This window comes from Pseudomonas sp. Ors-4-3C (assembly GCF_055755035.1).
Genome location: NZ_CM146900.1, coordinates 1,910,450 through 1,933,916, shown reverse-complemented (window position 1 = coordinate 1,933,916; position 23,467 = coordinate 1,910,450). Strand labels below are relative to the sequence as shown.

Sequence of the window (23,467 nt, the reverse complement as noted above, 5' to 3'; positions counted from 1 at the left end):
CAACCATAGACGACGCTGCCGGAACCGCTGGCCGATTACGCGCGATACGGGGCCAGCTCGGGGTTGAGCGGCGTGTCGGCGAATACGTTGGCGAAGTTGCACAGGGTCGCCAGGCTGATGCCGAGAATCACTTCCAGCGCATTGCCTTCGGTGTAGCCGGCAGCCTTGAATTGGTTGAAGGTCTGATCGCTGACCTTGCCCCGTGTGGCAATCACTTCGCGGGCAAACGCGGCCAGGGTTTCCAGTTTTTCCACGGGGACAGTGGCTTTTTCACGCAGCGCACTGACCACTTCCGGCGGCAGTTTTGCCTTATTCAGCGCGACGGCGGTATGACCTGCGACACAGAAATCGCAACCATGGTTGGTCGCCGCAATCAGTTGCACCACTTCGCGCTCGGCGAGGCTGAGTTCGGACTTGCCATTGAGCGCCGATACCGTAACGTAGGTTTCCAGCGCGGCCGGGGCATTGGCCAGCACGGCCAGCAGGTTCGGAATGAATCCGGAGTTTTTCTGCGCATTTTCCAGAAACGGTCTGGCGGCTTCGGGAGCGCTTTGCACGGTGTGTAGAGTAAGGCGCGACATGGAGTGGACTCCTGCTGTTGAGTGTCCGGCCAGTCTGTTGGTTATAAAAATTTCGATCCATATTCTAAAGTAGCGATTACTTGCTCCTGAGTGTTTCCATTAGATGATTTCGTCCAGCCCACTGGTTGATTGGTTATTAGAAAGCCTCGAACTCGACGCCAGTCTGTTTCACGTCGGCCGCTATTGCGGTGGTTGGCACGCCAGCACCCAAGGGCTGGCGCGCGCAAGTTTCCACTTGATCGTGCAGGGGCGTTGCTGGCTGCACATTGACGGGCGGGAGCAGCCAATTCCGCTGAACACCGGGGATGCAGTGTTCCTGCTGCGGGATCTGAATTACCGCCTCTCCAGCGCCGAAGAGGCGAGGATCGCCCAGACGCTGCCGCGCATGGCCATGACCGCGCTCGACAGCCAGGCGCAGGACGGTGTCGGGCTGGTTTGCGGGTTCTTTCATTTCAAGTCGGGATTGTCATCGTTGATCATCGAAGGCTTGCCGGACTGGATCATCCTGCGCGCGGGCGATCCTTCTTCGAGCGCGGCGCGAGCCTTGTTCGAGTTGATCCTGCAAGAGTGCGAACGCCTGCCAGCGCCCTCCTCGGCGCTGCTCGAACGCTTGAGTCATCTGCTGTTTTTGTACGTGTTGCGCCAGCAGATGACCGACAACCAGAGCCTCGGCGGCCTGGTGGCATTGGCGCGCAATCCGCAGTTCGCGCCGTTGCTGGATCTGTTGATCGAACAACCGCAATTGCCGTGGTCGCTGGAGAGCATGGCGGCGAGTATCGGCCTGTCGCGCTCGGCGTTTTTCAAACGCTTCAATGAGCTGGCCGGGCAGTCGCCGGGGCAAGTGCTGCTGGCGTTGCGCATTCGGCATGCCTGCCAGTTGCTGCGGGCCAATCACACGGTGGAACAGGTGTGCGCGGCGGTGGGCTATCAGTCGATCGCCGCGTTTACACGGGCGTTTGCCAAGTCGGTGGGGGTGCAACCGGGGGCTTATCGCAAGCAGCATGAAGGGCGCTGAGCTACGCGTGCCGTCGCTACTGGAAAGCACAGAGAATCTGTGGGAGCGGGCTTGCTCGCGAAAGCGGCGGTACATCCAACATCTTTATTGACTGAACTAGCGCTTTCGCGAGCAAGCCCGCTCCCACAGTGGATTGTGTCGATCAACGGATCTGTGTACACCGCAAAACCTGTGGGAGCTGGCTTGCCAGCGATGGCGTTGGTACATCCAACATCTTTGTTGACTGAATCGGCGCTTTCGCGGGCAAGCCCGCTCCCACAGGGGAGATGTGTCGATCACGGGATTGGTGCACGCCACAAAACCTGTGGGAGCGGGCTTGCCCGCGAAGGCGTAGGTACATTCAGCATCCTGGGCCGTTCGTTTCTTATTCGATTAATCAACCAGAAAACCACTTTTTAATCTTTTATCGCTATTAAATCCGCCCCTTATAATTGCGCGTCTGCACTTAACTCATAAAAAGGGATGTTCCATGCAAAGACGCCTGTTACTGGCTGCACTGTTTGTCGCTGTCGCCGGGTGCGCCAGTCCTCCTGCTGTTTCGGTGCATACCAAAGACCCCGCCAGTTCGACCCTGCAAGGTGATGCCACGCGTCCGGCGCAGGCACAGTGGATCCGCACCGAGCTGTACTTCTCGGTGGGCACCGTGGATGGCAAGGAAGGCGCGGTCAGCCCGGCGCGCTGGCGCGAGTTTCTCGACAAGGAAGTGACGTCGCGGTTTCCCGACGGTTTCACCGTGTTCGATGCCTATGGGCAGTGGCGTGATCATGGGGCGAAAGAGCCTGAGCGGCTGAGCACCAAGGTGATCGTGATCCTGCACGAGAACAATCCGCAGAACGCCGGCAACATCGAGGCGATTCGTCTGGCGTACAAACGCATTACCGGGGATCTGTCGGTGCTGCGTCTGTCGCAACCGGCCGACGTATCGTTCTAATCGTTCATCTGTCCGAGAGCTTGCCGAGGCGTCGACGCCAGGCGGCTCGATCCCGCCAGCAGCAGCGCGCCGACCAGCAACACACCAATCCCCAAAAACGCGCCCCACCCCACCACCGTCACGCTCGAATAGAGCATGTACAGGCACAGACCGAAAAACAGCAGCGGCAACAGCGGATACAACGGCACCCTGACCGGCCGCGGCACCTTGGGAAAGCGCCGGCGCAGGATGATCAACGCCAGGCTGCTGAAGCTCAGAAACAGCCAGTACACCGGGGTCAGGTACTCGACCATGGTGTTGAAGCCGCTCTGGGTGAAACTGCCGAACAGCACCAGCAACAATGCCACCGCGCCCTCCGCCAGCAAGGCCTTGCGCGGCACGCCGTCGCGCTCGTCCCACTCGCCGAAACGACGTAACTGCGGCACATCGCGGGCCGCGGCGTAGGTGGTGCGCGCGCCGACCAGCAAGGTCGAGTTGATGGTGGCGATGGCCGCGATGCCGACCATCAGCAGAATCAGCAGCACCCCCGGCGCACCGAATGCACAGTTCAACAGCTCCACCGCCGGTGCGTTGCTCGCCGCCAGTCCGTCGAATCCCAGGCCTCGCACAAACGCCCAGTTCAGCGCCAGATAAATCGCCATCAGCACCGTCAGCGCACCGAGCATGGCGATGAAGATTCCACGTCGACCATCGCGCACTTCCGCCGATAAAGTCGCCGCATCGCTCCAGCCGCCGAACGCCAGAAACACGAAAATCATCGCTGCGGAAAATCCGGCCATACCGGTGTTTTCCGGGGTGACCGAAACGCTCGGGGACGATGCTTCAATCCCCTGCCACGCCAGCCACACACCGGCGCTGGCGATGCTCAGAAAGCCCAGCGCCAGCAAACCCACCAATAAGGTCTGGGTGATGAAACCGATGTGCTTGCCGGTGAGATTGAGCAGCACCAGCGCGGCGATCACCCCGCCGGCAAACAGCCCCGAGCCGTATCGACCGAGCGGTACCACGGCATTGACGTAATCGGCAAACATGAACGCCGACAAGGCGATCCAGCCGGTATGCATCACCGAGAAGCGCGACCAGGCAAACAGGAACCCCATGCGCTCGCCATAGGCCGTGCGCAGAAAGTGATAGTCGCCGCCCGGGTGCGGAAATGCGCTGGCCATTTCGGCGAAACACAAGGCCCCGCTCATCGACGCGAGACCGCCGAGCACCCAGACCCAATAGAAATATTCCGGCCCGACGTTCAGCGCCACGGTCGGCGCGGTTTTCAGGATGTCGGTGGTGATCACCATGCCCAGTGTGATCAGCAACGCCTGCAGCACCGGCAGATGGCGCTTGGGGCCGTTGGAGTGATTCATGGAGAGTTCCGCAAAAAGTCCGCCATCCGTGGCGGATCGGCTCAGAAGCCGTAGGTGGCGCTGGCGTAGTAGTACGCGCCGTTGGTGCCGATCGGCGACAGCACGTCATACGGCAGGTTGCCACCGTAGTTGATCGCCGAGCCGGAGCGTTCCGGGTAATTGTCGGTAAGGTTGTTGCCGCCCAGGGCGACGCTGAATTTCGGGGTGAATTTGTAGGTCACCTCGGCGTCCAGTTGCCACACCGCGCCGTAGGTCTGCTCCGGTTGCGAGTCGCCGAAATCGAATACCCGAGTGGTCTCGCCCTGACGAGTCAGACGCCCGAGCAGCCCCCAGTGTTCGCTGGCCCAGTTGGCGGAAAACACGAAACGATCCTTGGGTGCGGCGTCGGTCAGGGTGTTGGTTTCTTCAACGCCGACCAGTGCATCGTTGCCGATACCCAGCGCCGTCAGTTGCGAGGGCGTGCCTTTGGTGCTGGTGACTTTGGTGTGGTTGTAGGTGTAGGCGGTGGTGAGGCCCAACGTTCCTTCATACAGTGGCTGGTGATAGTTGAGCACCAGTTCGGCGCCGTGGGTGCTGGTGTCGGCGGCGTTGGTGAAGAAGTTCACATCATGCACTCCGGCCACGCCAAAGTTGTCGTTGATGTATTGCTCCATGGCGTCGCTGCCGATGCGCTGCGACAGGGTGATGCGGTCCTTGACGTCGATGCGGAACACATCGAGCGAGGCATCGAAGCGTTCGTTGAGCTGGAAGGTCAGGCCGAGGCTGAAGTTCTTCGAGGTTTCCGGATCGAGCTTTTGCGCACCCAGCGCACGCGCGATCGGGTCGTTCACCGAGAGCACGCGAATATCGGTGAGCGTGCCGCCTTCGCCGAAGTTGCTGGTGGTGTTCTGGAAACCGCTCTGCGCCAGCGACGGCGCGCGGAAGTTGTTCGACACCGCACCGCGCAATGCCCACTGCTCGGTCAGTTTGTAGCGACCGCTGAGCTTGCCGGTGAGTTTGCTGCCGGCATCATCGTAATGTTCCCAGCGGGTGGCGGCGTCGACGAAGAAGCGGTCGGTGAGATCGCCCGACAACTCGGCGTAAGTCGCGAACACGTTGCGGTCCAGGTCCGACTCTTCGCTGGGGCGCAGACCGTTGGCACCATCAGCGCCGGAGCCAATGTAAGAGGCCTCGTCACCCGCGTAGGTCAGGTAGTTTTCGTAGCGATATTCGCCGCCCAGCGCCAGCACGAACGAGCGTCCGCCCAAGCGCAGCTCGCGGCTGAAATCGAGGTTGGTGGTGGTCTGGCGCAGCTCGTAATCGCCGGTGTCGAACTTGGTCGGCGAGTCCTCGCCGAGGCTGACGTTGAGGGTGCGGCGGGTGGATCCGTCGAAGCGGTTACGGCCATGGGTAACGCTGCTGTCGAAGTCCCAGTCTTCGCCGATCATGCCTTTGAAACCGGCGGTGGCGGAAACGTCCTTGTTGTCGCCCAGCGACTGCGGCAGGTAGCCGTTGGGATAGAACTGCGGCTGCTCGTAGGGGTAGCGATAGAATTCGGCGCCAGTGGTGTGGCGCTGGTTGTAAGTGCCGAAACTGTAGGCTTTGCCGCCGGCCAGCGGCAGCTCGCTGTTGAACCACAGGTTGACGTCCCGCGCCAGGCCGTCGCCCATCACGTAATTGCGCTGGTCGGGGGTATCGGCAAAGCCATCGAAACCGGCGCGGTTGGTCGGGTTGCGATTTTTGTACTCGGTGCCGCCACGAATGAACCCACCCTCTTCGCCCAGCCGCGTGCCGATCTTGGCCGTGGTCACGCTGTTCTGGCCGTCGGTGGTGGTTCTGCCGATGGCGTCCTGATGGGTGTGAAACGCGCCGTAGCTGGTGGACACTTCGCCGCCCTCGGGCGCGTCGTCGAGAATGATGTTGATCACCCCGGCAATCGCATCGGAACCGTACTGCGCGCCGGCGCCATCGCGCAGCACTTCGATGCGTTTGATCGCGCTGATGGGGATCGAGTTGAAGTCCACCGGTGCCGTGCCGCGACCGATTTTCGACGAGTCGTTGACCACTGCCGAAGTATGACGGCGCTTGCCGTTGACCAGCACCAGCACCTGGTCCGGACTCATGCCGCGCAACTGTGCGGCGCGCACATGGTCAGCGCCACCGGAGTTGGACTGACGCGGCATGCTGAACGATGGCAGCAAGGTTTGCAGCGCCTGGCCCAACTCACCGTCGGCCGCGCCGGTGGACTTGAGGTCGGCGGCGGTCAACACGTCAACCGGCACCGGAGAATCCAGCACCGTGCGAGCAGTGCCACGGGTGCCGGTGACCAGCACGGTACCCAACCGTGTGTCATCGTCAACGCGGGTGGAAGTGTCTTCGGCTTGCGCCGGAACTTGCCAGATCGCACCGACAACCGCGATGGCCAGTAATGAACGGGAACGGTGATACATGTGACAGCTCCTTTATCGCAGCTAATACCCGGCCGTTGCCGACAATAAGGGTTCGGCAATCAATGCACGGCAATGTCTGCTGTAGTTTTAGAAATCAGGAAGGCGGTGAAGGCTGGTTAAACGTATTGAATTGGTTAAGCGCAGAATCCCCAAAGTTAGTTGTTTCCCCTTGAACATCGATGCTAGACGGGCTGAGGCTTGCCGTAAAAGAACCAATAACACTTAGGTTAGATCGGGCTGAATAACTGTATTTAGTCCAACACAAGTGTTGCCAGAACAACAGTAGCTCAACTAAGCAGCAACTAACTCAAGCATGAATGTTGCACCTTGTGGGAGCGGGCTTGCTCGCGAAAACTATCGTTCAGTCGCCGAAAATATCGACTGGGCTGGCCCCTTCGCGAGCAAGCCCGCTCCCACAGGTTTGACTGGGTGAACACTGACTTCTCATCCACCACAGATCCAATGTAGGAGTGAGCCTGCTCGCGATAGCGGTATATCAGCCACCGAAGCAGTTGAATGTTCGGCCCCCATCGCGAGCAGGCTCACTCCTACAGGTTGATCGGGGTAAACGCTGACATCTCATCCACCACAGTTCCAATGTAGGAGTGAGCCTGCTCGCGATAGCGGTCTATAAGCCACCAAAGCAGCTGAATGTTCGGGCCCCATCGCGAGCAGGCTTACTCCTACAGGTTGATCGGGGTAAACGCTGACATCTCATCCACCACAGTTCCAATGTAGGAGTGAGCCTGCTCGCGATAGCGGTGTATCAGCCACCGAAGCAGTTGAATGTTCGGGCCCCATCGCGAGCAGGCTCACTCCTACAGGTTGATCGGGGTGAACACTGACTTCTCATCCACCACAGATCCAATGTAGGAGTGAGCCTGCTCGCGATAGCGGTATATCAGCCACCGAAGCAGTTGAATGTTCGGGCCCCATCGCGAGCAGGCTCACTCCTACAGGTTGATCGGGGTGAACACATTGCTTTCATCCACCGCAGATCCAATGTGGGAGCGGGCTTGCTCGCGAAGGGGCCAGTCCAGTCCCCCGAGATGTTGACTGCAGACAAGCGCAAAACCTCAGTCGAATTCCTTTTCCAGCCAGGCATCCGCGGCAATGTCCAAGGCCTGCGCACTGAAGCGTTGTTCCGCAAACGGGTCGGCGTGCAGGTGAAAGCCGTTGCGCTCCCAGAAGCCGGGTTGTTCTTCGTCGACAAACTCCAGACCGCGCAGCCATTTGGCGCTTTTCCAGAAGTAGCGCCCGGCGACCACCAGCCGCAGTGGCCAGCCGTGCCGGGCGGTCAAGGGTTGGCCGGCGTAATGGGTGGCCAGCAGGCTGTCCGGGTGCAGCAGGTCGTCGAGTGACAGGTTGGTCTGGTAATCGTGATCGGCGTGGGCCATGACAAAACGTGAAGCGGGCTGGATCCCGAACTCGCTCAGCAGATCCTGCAGATGCACCCCGCTCCACTGCGTGTCGAACTTCGACCAGCGTGTCACGCAATGAATGTCACATTGCAGCTCGCGCTGCGGCAACCTTTGCAGGTCAGCAAAACTCAACTCGACGACACGCCCGACCTTGCCGAACAGGCGCAGTGACCAGGTTGCCAATTCATACTCCGGCACCGTGCCTTCGTGGAGGATCGGGAAGCGCTCCGTCAACACCTGCCCCGGCGGCAAGCGTTGACCGAGCGCCGGATCAGCCTTGGGTGCGCGGCTGTTGCGCAAGCGCATGGCTTTGTTGTGCATATTCACTCCCAAGCGCGTCAGGATGCCTGCCGCGCATACAGCGCATCACCCGGTGATAACCGCTGCATTCAGTTCGCCACAGGAATCCACTCGGCCCGCGCCACGTTGGCGGTATCACCGAACGCCGGGAGTTTCTCCGCCAGGTCGCGGACGTTTTTCACGTCCAGATCGAGCAACTGCTGACGGGTGATCAGGGTCGGTGGCACCAGCACTTGATGCCCAGGATTTTCGCCGGCAATCAACATCGCCAGACTGCGCACGCTGATCGCCCCCGCCACTTGCGGATTGACCGCGGCGGTCGCCGCCCAGGCGCTGTCCGGTTCTTTCATGATCTGAATGTCGGCGGTGGAAATGTCGGCGCTGTAGATCTTCACCTTGCGCCCCAGCCCGGCCTCGTCGACGGCGATTTTCGCGCCTTTGGCGAACTCGTCGAACGGCGCGAAGATCACGCTGATATCCGGATTGGCCCGCAATACCGCGCTGGCCTGATCCGCCACCGAGTTGGCAATCGGCGGGTTGAGCGTGCCGAACCGCGCCTTCTCGATGATGCCCGGATTGGCCTTTTTCACCTGACTCCAGATCTCGTCGCGACGCTCCATCGGCGTGAAGCCGCTGATGTACACGTAACCGGCATCGAACCGCGTGCCGTTGTCCTTCACCGCCTGATCCAGCGCCAGTCGCGCCAGTGCATGGTGATCCTGCTCGACCTGGGTCACTTGCGGGCTGTTCAGATCGACGTCGAACGCCACCACCTTGATGCCTTTGGCGATCGCCCGGTCAATCGGTCCCTTGAGGGTTTCCGCCAGGCCCAGTTGCACGATGATCCCGTCGACCCCGAGGTCGATCGCCTGATCGATCATCTCGCCCTGACTCGCCGCCTGCTGCCGCGCATCGAACACCCGCAGATTGGCCCCCAGCGCCTCGGTCTGTTTCTCCACGCCGCGCAGATACGCCTCGGGAAAGTCCCCGGAAAACAGATAACCGACCAGCGCGATCTGCACCTGGCCCTTGTCGAACGGCGCCGGAGCACCCGGCAATGCCTTGGCCTGAGCACTCAACGCCAATGCCGAGAGCACCGCGCCGGCGAGGCAATGGCGTGCGAACTGCTTGATTGAACCGTGCATACATCTTCCTTGCAGCGACAAATGAACCGGCTCAGCGCGCCCGATGCGCGAGGCCGAAGGTGAACATCAGGGCCAGCACCAGCACCAGTCCCTTGACGAAATCCTGCGCGTAGTACGGCGCGTTGAGCATGGTCAGGCCATTGAGCAGCGACGCCACCAACAGTGCGCCGACCAACGTGCCGAACGCATTGGGCTTCTTCGCGCCGAGCACGGCAAAACCGATCAGCGCCGCACCGAGGGCGTCGAGCACCAGACCGTTGCCGGAGCTGACATCACCCCGACCCAGGCGCGCCGCCAACAGCAACCCGCCGAGCGAGGCGAGCAATGCCGAGAGCACGTAAGCGAGCAGCTTGAAGCGTTGCACTGGCGCCCCCGCCAATCGTGCCGCCTGCTCGTTGCCGCCAATCGCATAAAACAATCGGCCGATGCGCGTGCGCTCAAGAAACAGCCACACCGCCAGCGCCACCAGCGCAGTGATCAACACCGGCACCGGCACCACGTCCCACAAGCGTCCGCGGCCGAGAGCGAGAAACGCCACACTGAACGTGCCTTCGGTTTCCACGCCACTGGGCAAGGTCATGCCCACTGCAATCGAGCGTCCGCCCGTGGGAATCAGTTGCACGCCGATCACCAGAAACATGCTGCCCAGCGTTGCGAGAATGTCCGGCACCCGCAGCTTGACGATCAGCCAGCCATTGAGCAGCCCGACCAGTGCGCCACCGGCCAGACTGATCAGCACCGCCGGCACCGCGCCCCAGCCGAGCACCACCATCACGTAACTGGCGATCATCAGGCTCATCGCTGCCACCGCCCCAATCGACAGATCAAGTCCGCCGACGGCCATGGTCAGCGTCACACCAAGGGCCAGCAGCGCGACGATCGACACCGACTGCAAGATGCTGAACAGATTGCCGACGCGCAAAAACGTCGGCTCCGCGACACTGAAAAACACCACGATCAGCGCCAGCAACCACAACAGGCCGTAGCGGATCAGCGCTTGCAGCAGGCGCTCGGTGGGTGCCGTAGCGGCAGACAACAATGAACTCGAATCAGGCACTCGCTCTGCTCCTTGGCGTGGCGTGAAAGGGATTTTCGCTAGCGTCGCTGCCGGCCAGCGCGGCGACCAGGGTCGCGCGTTCAAGGCCGGCGCGCGGGTATTCGGCGACTACCGCGTTATCGCGCACCAATAGAATCCGGTCGGCGATTTCCAGGGCTTCATCGACATCGGCGCAAATCACCAGGGTCGCGCGGCCGCCGGCACTGTCGCGCAGCAGTTGGCCGATCTCGCGGCGGGCGCGCACGTCGACGCCCTGAAACGGCTCGTCGAGGATCAACACCCGCCCGTCTCCGAGCAGCCAGCGACCCAGCACAACTTTCTGTTGATTGCCGCCGGACAGCGCGCTCATCGGCACCTCGATGCCGGCGGTCTTGATCCCCAGTGCCGCGACTTGCGCCTCGACCGCTGCGGCTTCGGCGCGGTTGCGAATGAAACCGGCACGGGTGAAGCGCTCCAGAAACGGCAGCGTCAGGGTGCGGCGCAGGGAAAAGTCGGGCACCAACGATTGACTGGCGCGATCCTCCGCTGCGAGAAACACTCCGCTGCGAATCGCCGCTCTTGGCGAACCCGGCAGCCATTCCACGCCATCGAGTTGCAGGCTGCCGGCCACGGCTTTGCGCAAGCCGAACAGCACTTCGGCGATCTCGCTTTTGCCGGCGCCGAGCAGCCCGGTCAGCACCACCACTTCGCCTTGGTGCAGGTCGAAATCGAAACGCCTGGAGCGCGGCAAAATCTGCAAACCGCGCACACCAAGGACTTTTCGGCCCACGCTGCCGGGCGTGTAGACATGCCCGTCCAGCGCCTGCCCGAGCATCGCCTGCACCGCCTCGGGCAACTGCCGTGCGCTGAATTCTCCGGCCAGTCGCCCATCGCGCAGGACAATGGCGCGATCCGCCACCCGTTGCAGGTCGGACAAGCGATGGGAGATGTAAACAATCGCCACGCCACGGCTGCGCAGGGTGTCGATCAGACCGAACAGCCGTTGCGCCTCGGCGTCCGACAAGGCTGCGGTCGGCTCATCGAGAATCAGCAAACGCGGCTGCAAGGCAAAGGCCCGCGCCAGCACCACCAACTGCCGTTCGGCCTGGCCCAGGTGTTCAATCGGCTGCTCCAGCGGCAACACCAGACCCAGCCCGGCGGCGATGCTCGCGGCGCGTTCCAGCAAGCGTTTGCGATTGAGCCAGAAGTCCGCGTCAGGCTTGCACAACTCATCGAGCAGCAGGTTTTCCGCCACGCTCAAACCGGGCGCAATGCCCTCGTTGATCTGCTGATGCACCGCGACAATCCCGACCCGACGTGCCGACAGCGGCGAGCTGAATTGCCGGGGCTGCCCGTCGATGTAAATCTCGCCGCCATCGGCGCGCTGGCTGCCGGCGAGAATCTTCACCAGCGTTGATTTGCCGGCACCGTTGGCACCGAGCAACGCCACCACTTCGGCGGGATGAATCTGCAGGCTGACGCGATCCAGTGCGCGGTTCGAGCCAAAAGTTTTGCTTAGTTCACGCACCTGAATCAGCGGCGCGCGGGCCACGACGACACTCATAAAATTCCTTAACGTCGATGGGCCAGCGAACGTACCAGCCGGTCGCCCAGGCTCTGCACGCCCTGCACCAGAATGACCAGCACCACCACGGTGGCGACCATCACTTCATTGTTGAAACGCTGATAGCCGTAACGGATCGCCAGATCACCGAGGCCGCCACCGCCAATCACCCCGGCCATGGAAGAAAAACCGATCAGCATCACCAGCGTCAGAGTGATCCCCGCCAGTAACGCGGGCAGCGCTTCGGGCAACAGCACTTTGAAAATCACATGACGGATGTCGCCGCCCATGGCGAGGATCGCTTCGATCCGGCCCTTGTCGACCTCATCCAGCGCGTTCTCGACGATCCGCGCAAAAAACGGAAACGCGCCAATGGTGATCGGCACCACCGCCGCGGTGCTGCCGAGGGTGGTGCCGACCAGCAGACGCGTCAGCGGAATCAGGGCAATCAACATCACCACAAAGGGCAGCGAGCGCCCAAGATTGACCAGCGAACCCAGCGCGGCATTGAGGCGTGGCAGCGGCCACAGTCCGTTGCGGCGACTGACAAACAGCAACACCCCGAGCGGCAAACCGATCAGCAGCGTGAACAGCCCTGCGAGCAAGATCATGTACAGGGTTTCGCCGGTGGCGTTGAACACCAGTTGCAGGATTTCATTCCAGTCGATGCTGCGGTTCATGGCTGCGCCGCCCGTACGCCGTATTGCTTGAGGAAGCTGAGACCGGGAATGTCGTGGCCCAGCGGCAGGCCGCAGGTCGGACGCAACGAAGTACCGAGACTCGATTGCGGATCGGCGAGCAAGCGCGGCACCGGGCCGGACTCGACCAGACGCCCGTCAGCCATGCACGCCGTGTGATCGCAGATCGACTTGACCACCTCCAGCTCATGGGTGATCAGCACGATGGTCACGCCCAGTTGCCGATTGATATCGCGCAGCAGGTCAAGAATCGACGCGGTGGTTTCCGGATCCAGCGCGCTGGTGGCTTCGTCCGACAGCAGATACGCCGGCTCGGCAGCCAGGGCGCGGGCAATCCCGACCCGTTGTTTTTGCCCACCGGACAACTGCGAGGGAAAGGCTTGCGCCTTGTCAGTCAAGCCGACCAGTTCCAGCAACTCGCGCACCCGCACATGGCGCCACGGTTTGCCGACGTTGGCGATTTCCAGCGGCACGGCGATGTTGTCGAACACGGTGCGCGAGTGCAGCAGATTGAAACCCTGGAAGATCATGCCGATGCGCTGACGCTGGCGGCGCAGGTCGCTGGCTGACAGCGTCAACAGGTCCACGCCGTCGATCAGGATTCGCCCGCTGTCCGGGCGTTCAAGCAGATTGAGACAGCGCAACAGGGTCGACTTGCCTGCCCCGCTTCGCCCGAGGATGCCGTAGATCGCACCATCGGGAATGCTCAGCGACACCTGATCCAGTGCCGGCGCGGCGGCTGACGGGTAGGTCTTGCTGACCTGCTCGACGACGATCATGGCTTGGCATCCACCACAGGGATCACCGAACCCTTGAAGTTATCGGTGATGTATTTCGCCACTTGCGGCGAGGTCAGGTCCTTGGCCAGTTGCGCGATGCGCGGATCGTTCTGCAGTTTCGGCGTGGTCACCAGAATGTTGGCGTACGGATTGTGCTCGGCCTTCTCCAGCCCCAGCGCATCCTGGGCCGGCACCAGTCCGGCTTCCAGTGCGTAGTTGCCGTTGATCACCGCAAGGTCGACATCGTCCAGCGCCCGAGGGATTTGCGGCGATTCGATTTCGAGGATCTTCAGCTGTTTCGGGTTCTCGGCGATGTCCTTGGGCGTGGCCTGATCGGCTGCCGGATCGTTGAAACCGGGCTTGAGTTTGATCAACCCGTTGTCCTGTAACAGGTACAGCGCACGGCTCAGGTTGGTGACGTTGTTGGGAACCGCCACGGTGCCTTTTTCCGGCACGTCGGCGAAGCTTTTGTGCCGGCGCGAATAGATGCCCAGCGGCTCGATATGCACCGTGGCGGCCACCGCGAGTTTCTGCCCCAGCGCTTGCTCCTGGGATTTCAGATACGGCAGATGCTGGAAGTAATTGGCATCGACATCGCCATGCACCAACAGCTCGTTGGAGTTCACGCCGTTGGGAATCTCGATGACCTTGAGGTTGAGTTGCGGATCGATTGTCTGGATGTACGCGAGAATCTGCGCGTGCGGCACCGGGTCGGCGGCCACCCGCAACGGCTCCAGTGCCCGAGCGCCGAACGAAGTCACCAGCGCGCCGAGCACGGCCAGGGTCAAACCTGCTTTTTTCAACATGTGCGGAGTCCTTGAGCGAGTGATGAATCAGGCGTTGGCGGTCTTGCGCAGCGGTGCTGCAGGAATCAATGCATCGGCATAAAAGCGCCGGGCGACGTCGGGGTGCGAACGCAGCCGACCCTTGAGGTAGTTCCAGCCGACATCGCGAAACAACGGATTGAGCGGATCACTCGCCGGGCCACGCGCTTCACGCAACAGTACGGTGGGCAACGGATACAGCGGTACCACGGCATCGAGTTGCGCGCCGAGGAAGAAGGCGATGGACAAGCGTTCGCTGCCTGCGGGCGGCGACACCACCCGATGCACCGTGGCGCGCAGATAACCGTTGGTGGCCAGCTCCAGCAGTTCGCCGATGTTCACCACCAGCGTGTTGTCGCGGGGCAGCGCATCGATCCAGCGCCCTTCCTCGACCTCCACTTGCAGACCGGCCTGCTGGTCTTGCAGCAGAAAGCTCAGGAACCCCGAATCCTTGTGCGCGCCGACGCCTTGCTGGCTCGCGTTGGCGGCCTGGCCTGGATAGCGCATCAACTTGATGTGTTCGTTGGGCTTGTCGCCGTACAACTGATCGAACGCGTCCGCCCGCAGCGACAGCGCCTGGGCAAAGGCACGCAGCAGACGCAACGCCATGCGCGTCATCGCCTGTTGCCATTCGAGCAGCAACGGCTTGAGTTGCGGCAAGGCCTGCGGCCATTGGTTGGGCCCCTGCAAGCGTGCCCACAACGGGCTGTCCGCGTCCAGCGGCAACGCTTCGCGCTCGGCGCCGAGATCGAACTGCTCTCGCCAGTCGGGTTGACCACGGGTGATCTCGGAAGCGGCACGGTTGTATCCGCGAAAGTGCGGCGAATTGATCATGCCGACGGCGGCCTTTTCCTGCTCGGACAAGGCAAAGAACTGACGGGCGTGGTCCTGCACCTGCTTGAGCAGGTGGCTGTCGATGCCATGGCCGGTGAGATAGAAAAAGCCGACGTCACGCGCGGCGTGACGCAGGTTTTCAAGAAATGCATAACGCTGTTGCGCGGTGCCTTCGAACAATGAGAGGTCCAGCGTCGGCAGCGTAGTGATATCGAGGGTATGCGGCATGATTCACTCCCGTGTGAACCAAACCTGAAGAGCCTTTGATCGATTCAGCGTGTGCCGTCATGGCAATCGGGGGTCTATCGGTTTGATGCGTTTGATTCGTCGTGAGACAAAACTAAACGATCTTAAAAACGACGAACAAATACCCTTTTTGCATTAGCTTAGGCCTGACGCTCAGGTTCGCAGTCATCGCGCAACAGCTCTCCCGCTTGAACTGATCAGCGTGCCGGGTCATAAAACGGCTCGACTGCCACTCGGCTGCCGACGAAGAAACTGTCAGCCACCAGCCGCAGCGGCTGCAGATCGACGTCGCGGGCCCGGTCGCCAATCAGTTGCTGAAAGTGTCGATACACCGCCGTGTACTCGCCCTCTTCCGACACCGCCTGGCGCACGCCGTCGATGCTCAGCAGTGCCCCGCCGTTGTCCAGGCGCAGCAGCCCTTCGGCGCAGCGAATCTCGATGCTCCAGAGTTCGTCGTGACCGTGGTCGAAATCGAACTCCGCCTGCACGTCGAGCCGGTTCGCGTCAGACATCTTGATCGACGCGGCAATCGGCGACTGGCAGTTGTCCGGTACGCGCAGTTCGGCGGCTTCGACAAACAATGGCTGCGCCAGCAAACGGGTGACAATCGACAAGGCATTGATGCCCGGATCGAAAACGCCCAGACCACCGGGTTGCCAGATCCACGTCTGACCGGGATGCCACTTGCGCACGTCTTCCTTCCAGTCGATCTGCACGCTTTGCAACGTACGGCTGGCGAGCCAGTCGCGGGCGGCTTCAATGCCGGGGGCGTAGCGCGAATGCCAAGCGAACAACGCACTGACACCCTGTTGCTGCGCCTGACTGACCAGGGCCATCGCTTCGCCCAGCGTCGCGCACGGCGGTTTTTCCACCAACACATGTTTGCCGGCGGCCAGCGCCTGCTGCACCAGTGCGAATCGACCTTGCGGCGGCGTACAAAACGCGATCGCATCCACCTCGGGGCCGTGTTCCAGCAACTCGCTCAACGAGTGAAAGTTCTCCACCCCGACACAGGGTTTGCCTTGCGTGGCGACCGCCACCAGACGAAATCCGGGATTGGCGTTGATTGCCGGCACATGTTGATCCTGGGCAATCTTGCCGTAGCCCACCAGACCGAGACGGATCGGTTGCATCAGTGACTCCTGTTTTTGTCTTGTTGTCGTCAGCGAGTGCGCAGATTAGCCGTAAACGTCAGGGAATACCCAGCTGAGTCTGATCAAAAAAACCCAGACGCCAGGGCTCACTTCACTGCAACGGGTAGCAACGCTGAGGCAGCGGCGCAAACAAAGAAAGCCTGCTTTTCAGGGCAGGCTTTTCACGTTCACAACGCTGCAGTCACTTCTGCTGCGCGGTCAACGCCGAGTAACTGTTCATCAAGTTCCGGTAGTTCGGAATCCGCTGCGACAGCAGATTGCCCAGCCCTTCGATGTCGTTGCGCCAGTCGCGGTGCAGCTCACAGGCGACCGAGAACCAGTTCATCATTTGTGCGCCGGCCTGGGTCATGCGGCTCCACGCGGCTTGCTGGACGGTGGTGTTGAAGGTGCCGGAGGCGTCGGTGACGACGAATACGTCAAAGCCTTCGGCCAGTGCCGACAGGGTCGGGAATGCTACGCAGACGTCGGTCACGACGCCGGCGATGATGATCTGCTTGCGGCCGGTGGCCTTGATCGCCTTGACGAAGTCTTCGTTGTCCCAGGCGTTGATCTGGCCCGGGCGGGCGATGTACGGCGCGTCGGGGAACATTTCTTTCAGTTCCGGAACCAGCGGGCCGTTGGGGCCTTGTTCGAAACTGGTGGTGAGGATGGTCGGCAGGTTGAAGAATTTCGCCAGGTCGGCCAAGGCCAGGACGTTGTTCTTGAACTCGTTCGGCGAGAAGTCCTGAACCAGAGAAATCAGACCGGTCTGGTGGTCGACCAGCAGGACTACGGCGTCGTCTTTGTTCAGGCGGTTGTAGGTTGCAGTGCTCATGGTTGAATCCCTTTTCTTGGTTGAGGTAGTTGGCGTTGCGTTGAACATGGGCACAGATTACTGACACGACCGGAACCGATAAATCAGTTGAAAAGTGTTTCACTGTCAACTCATAACGGACAATCCTGGCGACATAACACTGACTTGCCAGCCTCCAACTCAATCAGGCTCGGGCATTGGTTTGGCGATCATCAAACTGCACGGTGCCCGGTTCAGGACACTCTCCATCGTTGCGCCAATGAAGTTCAGGCCTTGCGGGTAGCGGTGCCCCATAACCCTGTGGAAGCGGGTTTGCTCGCGAAGGGGTCATTCCGGGCAACATCTCAAATGACTGACACACCGCTTTCGCGAGCAAGCCCGCTCCCACACTGGATCTCGACAGGCCGACATTCCCGGGTTCACCGCATAACCCTGTGGGAGCGGGCTTGCCCGCGAAGGATTCATTCCAGGCAACATCTCAAATGGCTGACACACCGCTTTCGCGAGCAAGCCCGCTCCCACACTGGATCACGACAGGCCGACATTCCCGGGTTCACCGCATAACCCTGTGGGAGCGGGCTTGCTCGCGAAGAGGTCATTCCGGGCAACATCTCAAATGACTGACACACCGCTTTCGCGAGCAAGCCCGCTCCCACAATGATCTCGGCAGGCCGACATTCCTGGGTTCACCGCATAACCCTGTGGGAGCGGGCTTGCTCGCGAAGGGGTCATTCCGGGCAACATCTCAAATGACTGACGCACCGCTTTCGCGAGCAAGCCCGCTCCCACAATGATCTCGGCAGGCCGACATTCCTGGGTTCACCGCATAACCCTGTGGATGAAGTTATGAGCTAATAACACCTTCATTAAACCGTCTTTCAAACGTTGTACTAGGATAGGATCCACATCCTGACATTGCGCCGACCAGGGAACATGCGCGGCGCAGGTCAGGAATGGGACTGTTTCACCTGCAACTCATGGATGATGTTTATGAACTCACACCTGTTTCCCCATATCGGTAAAGTCATCGCCAGCACCGGCAGCCGGCACTTTCCGCGGATGCTGCATGACCTGATCCAGACGCAATTGGCGGTGGACGCCACCCACATTCGCCAGATGCGCGTCGAGCCGGTGGGCCGCCCCGCCCATCGCAACCCGCCGGAAACCGGCAAAGACTCGGCCCAGCAGGCTGAAACGGTATTCTGCGAACAGATTGCCGCACGCTCGAGCGAGCCGATGGACCCGCCAGCCTCGGCCAGCGCCGATGCCTCGCAGCTGCACCTGACCCGGCGCAAGGACGGCTACCGCTACGTGATTTCGGTGTATCGCAACGACCAGTCGCAGCGATTCTCGGCTCAGGAGCAGAGTTTGTTGCAGGACATTTCTCCGGTGCTGTTGCCGATGCTGGAAAAACACATTCACGCCCTGCAACCCCAGCAGGCCAACACAGAAGACCCGTCGCCCGGCGCTGACGGCGCACAACAGGGCCTGGAAAACCTGCGGCTGCGCTTCAACGAGCGTTTACAGCAACTGGGCCTGAGCCTGTCCAATCGCGAAACCGAAGTGTGCATCGGCCTGCTCGCCGGGCGCACCGCGCCGGAGCTGGCCGAGCAGTTGCAGTTGAAGGTCAACACGGTGGAAAGCTATCTCAAGCGCGCCGCGATCAAGCTGGGGATCAGCGGCCGGCATTCACTGATGCGCTGGATGTATTCGCCTGAACATACCGCCACCCTGCCCGGCTCACCCCACGCTGCTTGATGATGCCCGATCTGCAGGAACTGCCGCTGCGAACAAGCCCGCTCCCACAGGAGAGTAAATTTCAAGGGTGGGAGCGGGCTTGCTCGCGAAAAGGTCGTGTCAGGCACTTAAGGTGTTGGTTGGCACACCGCATTCGCGAGCAAGCCCGCTCCCACATTGGTATGCGCTGAGCCAATGGCTACGGCAACACCCGGTTAAAACTGTGGGAGCGGGCTTGCTCGCGAAGAGGCCGGTACGGCTGGCAACCATCTCATTCAAGCCCTGCAGACACTGCCGGCGACACGCACAGAAGGCGCCGAGTGATGCCGGAAAGCGTCTTTTTATCCGTCGGGCCGTGCCTTACCACTCGTCAGAAAACAGCGCCTACCTGTAATTTCTGACAGTAGCCAGAGCCGTCATCTTCAGCGCTGAATAACTCCACGCCCTTTGTCCCCCGACAGTTCGCACGGAGTTCCGACCATGCTCGTTCAGCCCAAGAAAAAAATCTCTGCCCCCCATTCACTGCTGGACCCGCTGGTCCCCGGGCGCCTCCTGCCTTCCGGCCAGTGGGGGATCAACCGGGCGGCGGTATTCGCCTTTCCTGACCTCGGCATGCTTGTCTTGATCCCCGCCTGGGCCAAAAAGGATATCGGCGACACCGTCAAGCTGCTGCTCGATGGCCGTGAGGTCGACGGGCGTCCCATCATCAATAAGAGCGAACTCGACCAGCCCACAGTCTTGTCGGTGGCCCCCCGTCATCTGCAGACCGGTTCTTACGAGCTCACCTACGAAATCAAACAGCCCAATCAAAAAGAAGAGCGTCCGGACAAGCCCCTCAACCTCTTCGTCAAACTGGAACTCCCCGGTGGCCAGGACACCGACCCGGGCCCCGGTCACTCCAACCTGTACATGTACATTCCCCCGGAAATCGTCAACGGCGGTGTGGACAAAGACGTTGCCGAAGAGGGAGTGCCGATTGTCATCAGGTCCGAGTCCGGCAGCGGCCTGCCTTACCCCGACATCGCAGTGGACGACGTCATCCGTCTCTACTGGGGTGGCACCCTTGTGGAGTCCACACCGGTGACCCAGGCGCAGATCGACGATCCGGTGGCCAACCCGATTCTGATCCGGATCACCAAAGCCATCATTGAGCGCGTCGGTGACACCGACGACTCTGGTCTGGCGGTCACCTTCAAGGTGCGCGACAAGGTCGACAATGAATCGGAAGACTGGTGCAAGGAAACCCGTATCGTCGTCACTGTCGGCATCGACCGGCTGAACGCGCCTATCGTTCAGGAGGCTGTCAACAATAAGCTTGACGTCGATAAACAGGGCAACAACGACATCACGGCCGTAGTCACGGCCACCGGACCGCGCTTCGAGCTTAATGACATCATCTACTTGACCATGTTCGGCACCACCGTGGATGGCGAAAAGGTCGACGTCACTGCCCCGACCCAGATCGTCGACAATCTCCCGCATAACTACCATTTCAAGCTGCCCATTGCCGACGTGCGCAAACTGGTCAATACCCAGGTCATGTTCTCTTATCACCTGGTACGCAACGGCAGCCGTCTTCCACTCTCCAAAGGGCAGTTTGTAGATTTCAAAGGCGAAGCCCACCGCCTCGCCGCACCGACGGTCAAGGAGGCCGTGGGAGACTTCATCGACCCTATCCATAAGGAAATCAACATCCGTATTCCGTTTGATCCGCTCATCGAGATCGACAACGCCATCGAGCTGTTCCTGTTGGGTAAAAGCCCCGACGGCAGCACCCACTTGCCTGAGTTGGGCTATTACTTTCCGGATGAAAAGGACCTCGCGGATCCCGATGGTTTTACCATCAACGTGGCTAACGACCCCCTCGAGCCTATCAATGGCGGAAACCTGGAGGTGTGGTACCACCTGCTGAAAGCCAAAGGCGCCGATATCATCAGACAGGAATCCGTGCACGCCAGGGTGCTCAATGTAGGTGAACCGCAATTCGAGCTGAATGCACCGATGGTCAAGGGTGTGGAGAACCATTTCCTGGAGCCGGGCAAGCTGCCTGGAGGGACCACTGAAATGACCATCTACAAGCCGCTCGTGAGGCCATGGGTGATAGACGATGAGGCCCAGTGGTTCTGGGAGGGCGACGTCTCCGGCGGGGAGACGGGTTCGATCAAGTTCAATGCCCTTACTGTCAGACAGGACTGGCTCATCCGGCTGGATGCCGAGTTCGTGGCCAAGCACATCGAACCGAACCGCGGCAGCAAGATCACCGTCCGCTACCAACTCTGGCGCCATGCCACAGAAGAGACCAGCCTTTCGAATCCGTTGGTGTTTACTGTGGGAGTCGCGCTGGAACTGCTCGCCCCCTGGATCAAGGAGAACAACGGCGACAGCGCACTCAACCCGCTGCTGGTCAGGGATACCTTGACCGCCGTGGTGCCGGACAACCCCGAGTTGCGGCCAACTGATGAAATCATCGTCACCTGGAACGGCGCTGACGGCACGCCGGCCGGCGGGTCGCACACCTCAGTGCCGCGTGCGGTAAGCGAAGGGCTTGAGTTTGCGATCCCGAACAGCGTGGTGGCGTTCAACCTGGGCAAGCAGGTCAAAGTCTCCTACGTCGTCATCATTGATGGTCATCCAACACCGTCCCGGGTATTTGACCTGACGGTGCAAGCGATGCCGCAGAGCGCGCTGGCCAGCCCCACCATCGAGCAGGCCGACAACGACGGCGCCGGCCCGGAACTGTATACCGGCGACCTGACCCAAGCTTCCGTACGCATGGGTGACTGGCCGCTGATTGCCCTCGGCCAATACGTCTGGTTGCGCCTGCACGGGACCAATGCCGACGGCAGCGCCTACGTGCGCGAGATCTGGAGCGCGCCGACGGCCTTCACCAACGACGACTGGATCGCTGACGGGTTCTTCACTTTTCCGCTTCCAGCCGATGAGCTCAAAGCTCTGCAGGATGGCAGCAGCCTGGCACTGGCGTTTAAAGCGGCGCTTGGTCAGAGCACGGTGGAGAGTGAGGCGGTGGAGTTTCCGGTGCGTACTTATACGGTTATCACCCGCGCCCGTCTGAACCTGGAAGAACCCTCGATCAAGGAGAACAACGGCGACAGTACGCTCAACCCGGTATTGGTCAAGGACACCTTGACCGTCGTGGTGCCGGACAACGCAGAGTTTCTGCCAACCTATGAAATCAGCGTCAAGTGGGACGGCGCTGTTGGCACGCCGGCCGGCGGGTCGCACACCTCAGTGCCGCGTGCGGTAAGCGAAGGGCTTGAGTTTGCGATCCCGAACAGCGTGGTGGCGTTCAACCTGGGCAAGCCGATAAAAGTCTCCTACGTCGTCCTCATTGATGGTCATCCAACACCGTCCCGGGTATTTGACCTGACGGTGCAAGCAATGCCGCAGAGCGCGCTGGCCAGCCCAACTATCGAGCAGGCCGACAATAACGGCGCCGGCCCGGAACTGAATATTGGCAACCTGACCCGCGTTTCCGTACGCATGGGTGACTGGCCGCTGATCGCCCCCGACCAATACGTCTGGTTGCGCCTGCGCGGGACCAATGCCGACGGTAGCGCCTACGCACGCGAGATCTGGAGCGCGCCGAGCAACGTTACCGATTCAGACTGGATCACTAACGGGTTCTTCACTTCCGATATTGCAGTCGCTGAAATCAAAAACCTGCGGGATGGCAGCAACCTGAGCGAGGAGTTTAAAGCCGCACTGAGTCAGAACGTCTCCGAGAGTGAGGCTTTGGTCTTTCCTGTACGCAACTACAAGATCAAGGCAGAACCGCCAAAAATTACCGGCGCCAAAGACTCCAAGGGTAACCCTATTCCGGAGGGCAAAAGCACATTCGACACTAACATCACGCTGACGGGAGACGCTGTCAAAGGTGGGAAAGTCCGGATCAAGGCTGCCGGGTATGACCGCGAGGTGACCGCTGACCCAAGCAGTGGCATCTGGACGTTGGACATAACAGGACTAAGCACTACTACTCACCGCTTCACGGCCCAGTATGCGGAAGGAAACACTTCTACCCCGTGGGTGGTCATCGTATCGCCAATTATATTGAGCGAGAACTTTGAGGGTCTAGGCTCACCTTCTGATCCAAGCAGATTGGATATTCGTTCAATGACAATCGAACGCACTCGAAGGGGAGAAGAATATATCGCCATTGCATTTAACCCTCCATTTGAACCGCCTTTCTCCGGGATGCACTTATATATAAATGGCGGTTCAAAAACCTGCACATTTGAGTTCAAAGGCAGTTACTCATATATATCATTCAACTATGCAAATACAGTTAGCCCAGGAACAGTTGCTAGATTTTATGATTCAAACGATATACTGCTAGGCGAAAGAAGACTATTAACATCAGAGCTATTCGAAGCGGGATTTGTTGACTTCCAAGGGAGTGGAATGCGAAAAATGATTGTCACGACCGGCCCTACCGCCATTGGCTTTGACAATTTCATATTTCGCCTGTGACGCCATAAAAGCAAAGTATCAAGTAGTCGAAATTCAGGGACGGGTTCAATTACCCGTCCCCTTTCGATTTCCGCACTTCGAGCACGTTACCACTCGTCGCAAATACGCCCCCACCTGTAATTTCTGAC

General features: G+C 60.4%; 17 protein-coding genes. 4 read left to right on the top strand and 13 right to left on the bottom strand.

Features of this window, described 5'->3' with window-relative positions; genetic code table 11:
- Positions 1 to 35 precede the first annotated feature (35 nt).
- Positions 36 to 581 carry a carboxymuconolactone decarboxylase family protein gene (locus ACVHNU_RS08565; protein ID WP_115990042.1) on the bottom strand — a complete coding sequence of 182 codons (546 nt, stop codon included), beginning with the start codon at positions 579 to 581 and terminating at the stop codon, positions 36 to 38.
- 103 nt (positions 582 to 684) lie between these two features.
- Here ACVHNU_RS08565 and ACVHNU_RS08560 point away from each other — a divergent pair, with 103 nt between their 5' ends.
- Both ACVHNU_RS08560 and ACVHNU_RS08555 read left to right on the top strand, forming a co-directional pair.
- Positions 685 to 1,596 carry a cupin domain-containing protein gene (locus tag ACVHNU_RS08560; RefSeq protein WP_473019454.1) on the top strand — a complete coding sequence of 304 codons (912 nt, stop codon included), beginning with the start codon at positions 685 to 687 and terminating at the stop codon, positions 1,594 to 1,596.
- Between the two features lie 469 nt (positions 1,597 to 2,065).
- Positions 2,066 to 2,527 carry a DUF3574 domain-containing protein gene (locus ACVHNU_RS08555; RefSeq protein ID WP_064587263.1) on the top strand — a complete coding sequence of 154 codons (462 nt, stop codon included), beginning with the start codon at positions 2,066 to 2,068 and terminating at the stop codon, positions 2,525 to 2,527.
- Here the strand turns inward: ACVHNU_RS08555 and ACVHNU_RS08550 are convergent.
- The 12 genes from ACVHNU_RS08550 to ycaC form a co-directional block, all read right to left on the bottom strand.
- Complete coding sequence (locus tag ACVHNU_RS08550; RefSeq protein WP_473019453.1) at positions 2,524 to 3,888, bottom strand: APC family permease; 1,365 nt, start codon at positions 3,886 to 3,888, stop codon at positions 2,524 to 2,526. The genes ACVHNU_RS08555 and ACVHNU_RS08550 overlap by 4 nt on opposite strands.
- A gap of 41 nt (positions 3,889 to 3,929) precedes the next feature.
- Positions 3,930 to 6,317, bottom strand: a complete 2,388-nt coding sequence (locus tag ACVHNU_RS08545) for a TonB-dependent receptor plug domain-containing protein (RefSeq protein ID WP_201137877.1) — start codon at positions 6,315 to 6,317, stop codon at positions 3,930 to 3,932.
- 1,076 nt (positions 6,318 to 7,393) lie between these two features.
- Positions 7,394 to 8,059 (bottom strand): sulfite oxidase-like oxidoreductase, encoded by a 666-nt coding sequence (locus ACVHNU_RS08540; RefSeq protein WP_473019452.1) that lies wholly within the window; start codon positions 8,057 to 8,059, stop codon positions 7,394 to 7,396.
- A 68-nt stretch (positions 8,060 to 8,127) separates the two neighbouring features.
- Entirely contained in the window at positions 8,128 to 9,183 is a 1,056-nt protein-coding gene (locus ACVHNU_RS08535; protein ID WP_473019451.1) for a substrate-binding domain-containing protein, read from the bottom strand.
- Positions 9,184 to 9,214: 31 nt separating this feature from the next.
- Entirely contained in the window at positions 9,215 to 10,240 is a 1,026-nt protein-coding gene (locus tag ACVHNU_RS08530) for an ABC transporter permease (protein ID WP_473019450.1), read from the bottom strand.
- Positions 10,233 to 11,783, bottom strand: a complete 1,551-nt coding sequence (locus tag ACVHNU_RS08525) for a sugar ABC transporter ATP-binding protein (RefSeq protein ID WP_473019449.1) — start codon at positions 11,781 to 11,783, stop codon at positions 10,233 to 10,235. The genes ACVHNU_RS08530 and ACVHNU_RS08525 overlap by 8 nt, the downstream gene beginning before the upstream one ends.
- An 8-nt stretch (positions 11,784 to 11,791) precedes the next feature.
- Positions 11,792 to 12,463 (bottom strand): methionine ABC transporter permease, encoded by a 672-nt coding sequence (locus ACVHNU_RS08520; protein ID WP_003224244.1) that lies wholly within the window; start codon positions 12,461 to 12,463, stop codon positions 11,792 to 11,794.
- Positions 12,460 to 13,260, bottom strand: a complete 801-nt coding sequence (locus tag ACVHNU_RS08515; RefSeq protein WP_473019448.1) for a methionine ABC transporter ATP-binding protein — start codon at positions 13,258 to 13,260, stop codon at positions 12,460 to 12,462. Before ACVHNU_RS08515 ends, ACVHNU_RS08520 begins: the two co-directional genes overlap by 4 nt.
- Positions 13,257 to 14,066, bottom strand: a complete 810-nt coding sequence (locus ACVHNU_RS08510) for a MetQ/NlpA family ABC transporter substrate-binding protein (RefSeq protein WP_473019447.1) — start codon at positions 14,064 to 14,066, stop codon at positions 13,257 to 13,259. The genes ACVHNU_RS08515 and ACVHNU_RS08510 overlap by 4 nt, the downstream gene beginning before the upstream one ends.
- Positions 14,067 to 14,093: 27 nt before the next feature.
- Positions 14,094 to 15,146, bottom strand: coding sequence for an isopenicillin N synthase family dioxygenase (locus ACVHNU_RS08505; RefSeq protein WP_473019446.1), 1,053 nt, complete (start codon positions 15,144 to 15,146; stop codon positions 14,094 to 14,096).
- Between the two features lie 215 nt (positions 15,147 to 15,361).
- Positions 15,362 to 16,297: a Gfo/Idh/MocA family protein gene (locus tag ACVHNU_RS08500; RefSeq protein ID WP_473019445.1), complete on the bottom strand. Its 936-nt coding sequence runs from the start codon at positions 16,295 to 16,297 to the stop codon at positions 15,362 to 15,364.
- 202 nt (positions 16,298 to 16,499) lie between these two features.
- Complete coding sequence (ycaC, locus tag ACVHNU_RS08495; protein ID WP_007966399.1) at positions 16,500 to 17,132, bottom strand: isochorismate family cysteine hydrolase YcaC; 633 nt, start codon at positions 17,130 to 17,132, stop codon at positions 16,500 to 16,502.
- Positions 17,133 to 18,101: 969 nt separating this feature from the next.
- Between ycaC and ACVHNU_RS08490 the strand changes: the two genes are divergently transcribed.
- Both ACVHNU_RS08490 and ACVHNU_RS08485 read left to right on the top strand, forming a co-directional pair.
- Positions 18,102 to 18,869 (top strand): helix-turn-helix transcriptional regulator, encoded by a 768-nt coding sequence (locus ACVHNU_RS08490; RefSeq protein ID WP_103486740.1) that lies wholly within the window; start codon positions 18,102 to 18,104, stop codon positions 18,867 to 18,869.
- A gap of 459 nt (positions 18,870 to 19,328) precedes the next feature.
- A complete protein-coding gene (locus ACVHNU_RS08485; protein WP_473019444.1) occupies positions 19,329 to 23,339 on the top strand; it encodes a hypothetical protein in 4,011 nt (1,336 codons plus the stop codon).
- Positions 23,340 to 23,467 lie beyond the last annotated feature (128 nt).

What these genes read in the sequence shown, in the direction of transcription:
- ACVHNU_RS08505 (WP_473019446.1), bottom strand. Translation starts at nt 15,146, where the DNA reads ATGCCGCATACCCTCGATATCACTACGCTGCCGACGCTGGACCTCTCA.
- ACVHNU_RS08490 (WP_103486740.1), top strand. Translation starts at nt 18,102, where the DNA reads ATGAACTCACACCTGTTTCCCCATATCGGTAAAGTCATCGCCAGCACC.
- ACVHNU_RS08515 (WP_473019448.1), bottom strand. Translation starts at nt 13,260, where the DNA reads ATGATCGTCGTCGAGCAGGTCAGCAAGACCTACCCGTCAGCCGCCGCG.
- ACVHNU_RS08485 (WP_473019444.1), top strand. Translation starts at nt 19,329, where the DNA reads ATGCTCGTTCAGCCCAAGAAAAAAATCTCTGCCCCCCATTCACTGCTG.
- ACVHNU_RS08500 (WP_473019445.1), bottom strand. Translation starts at nt 16,297, where the DNA reads ATGCAACCGATCCGTCTCGGTCTGGTGGGCTACGGCAAGATTGCCCAG.
- ACVHNU_RS08550 (WP_473019453.1), bottom strand. Translation starts at nt 3,888, where the DNA reads ATGAATCACTCCAACGGCCCCAAGCGCCATCTGCCGGTGCTGCAGGCG.
- ACVHNU_RS08565 (WP_115990042.1), bottom strand. Translation starts at nt 581, where the DNA reads ATGTCGCGCCTTACTCTACACACCGTGCAAAGCGCTCCCGAAGCCGCC.
- ACVHNU_RS08545 (WP_201137877.1), bottom strand. Translation starts at nt 6,317, where the DNA reads ATGTATCACCGTTCCCGTTCATTACTGGCCATCGCGGTTGTCGGTGCG.
- ycaC (WP_007966399.1), bottom strand. Translation starts at nt 17,132, where the DNA reads ATGAGCACTGCAACCTACAACCGCCTGAACAAAGACGACGCCGTAGTC.
- ACVHNU_RS08520 (WP_003224244.1), bottom strand. Translation starts at nt 12,463, where the DNA reads ATGAACCGCAGCATCGACTGGAATGAAATCCTGCAACTGGTGTTCAAC.
- ACVHNU_RS08555 (WP_064587263.1), top strand. Translation starts at nt 2,066, where the DNA reads ATGCAAAGACGCCTGTTACTGGCTGCACTGTTTGTCGCTGTCGCCGGG.
- ACVHNU_RS08510 (WP_473019447.1), bottom strand. Translation starts at nt 14,066, where the DNA reads ATGTTGAAAAAAGCAGGTTTGACCCTGGCCGTGCTCGGCGCGCTGGTG.
- ACVHNU_RS08560 (WP_473019454.1), top strand. Translation starts at nt 685, where the DNA reads ATGATTTCGTCCAGCCCACTGGTTGATTGGTTATTAGAAAGCCTCGAA.
- ACVHNU_RS08535 (WP_473019451.1), bottom strand. Translation starts at nt 9,183, where the DNA reads ATGCACGGTTCAATCAAGCAGTTCGCACGCCATTGCCTCGCCGGCGCG.
- ACVHNU_RS08525 (WP_473019449.1), bottom strand. Translation starts at nt 11,783, where the DNA reads ATGAGTGTCGTCGTGGCCCGCGCGCCGCTGATTCAGGTGCGTGAACTA.
- ACVHNU_RS08540 (WP_473019452.1), bottom strand. Translation starts at nt 8,059, where the DNA reads ATGCACAACAAAGCCATGCGCTTGCGCAACAGCCGCGCACCCAAGGCT.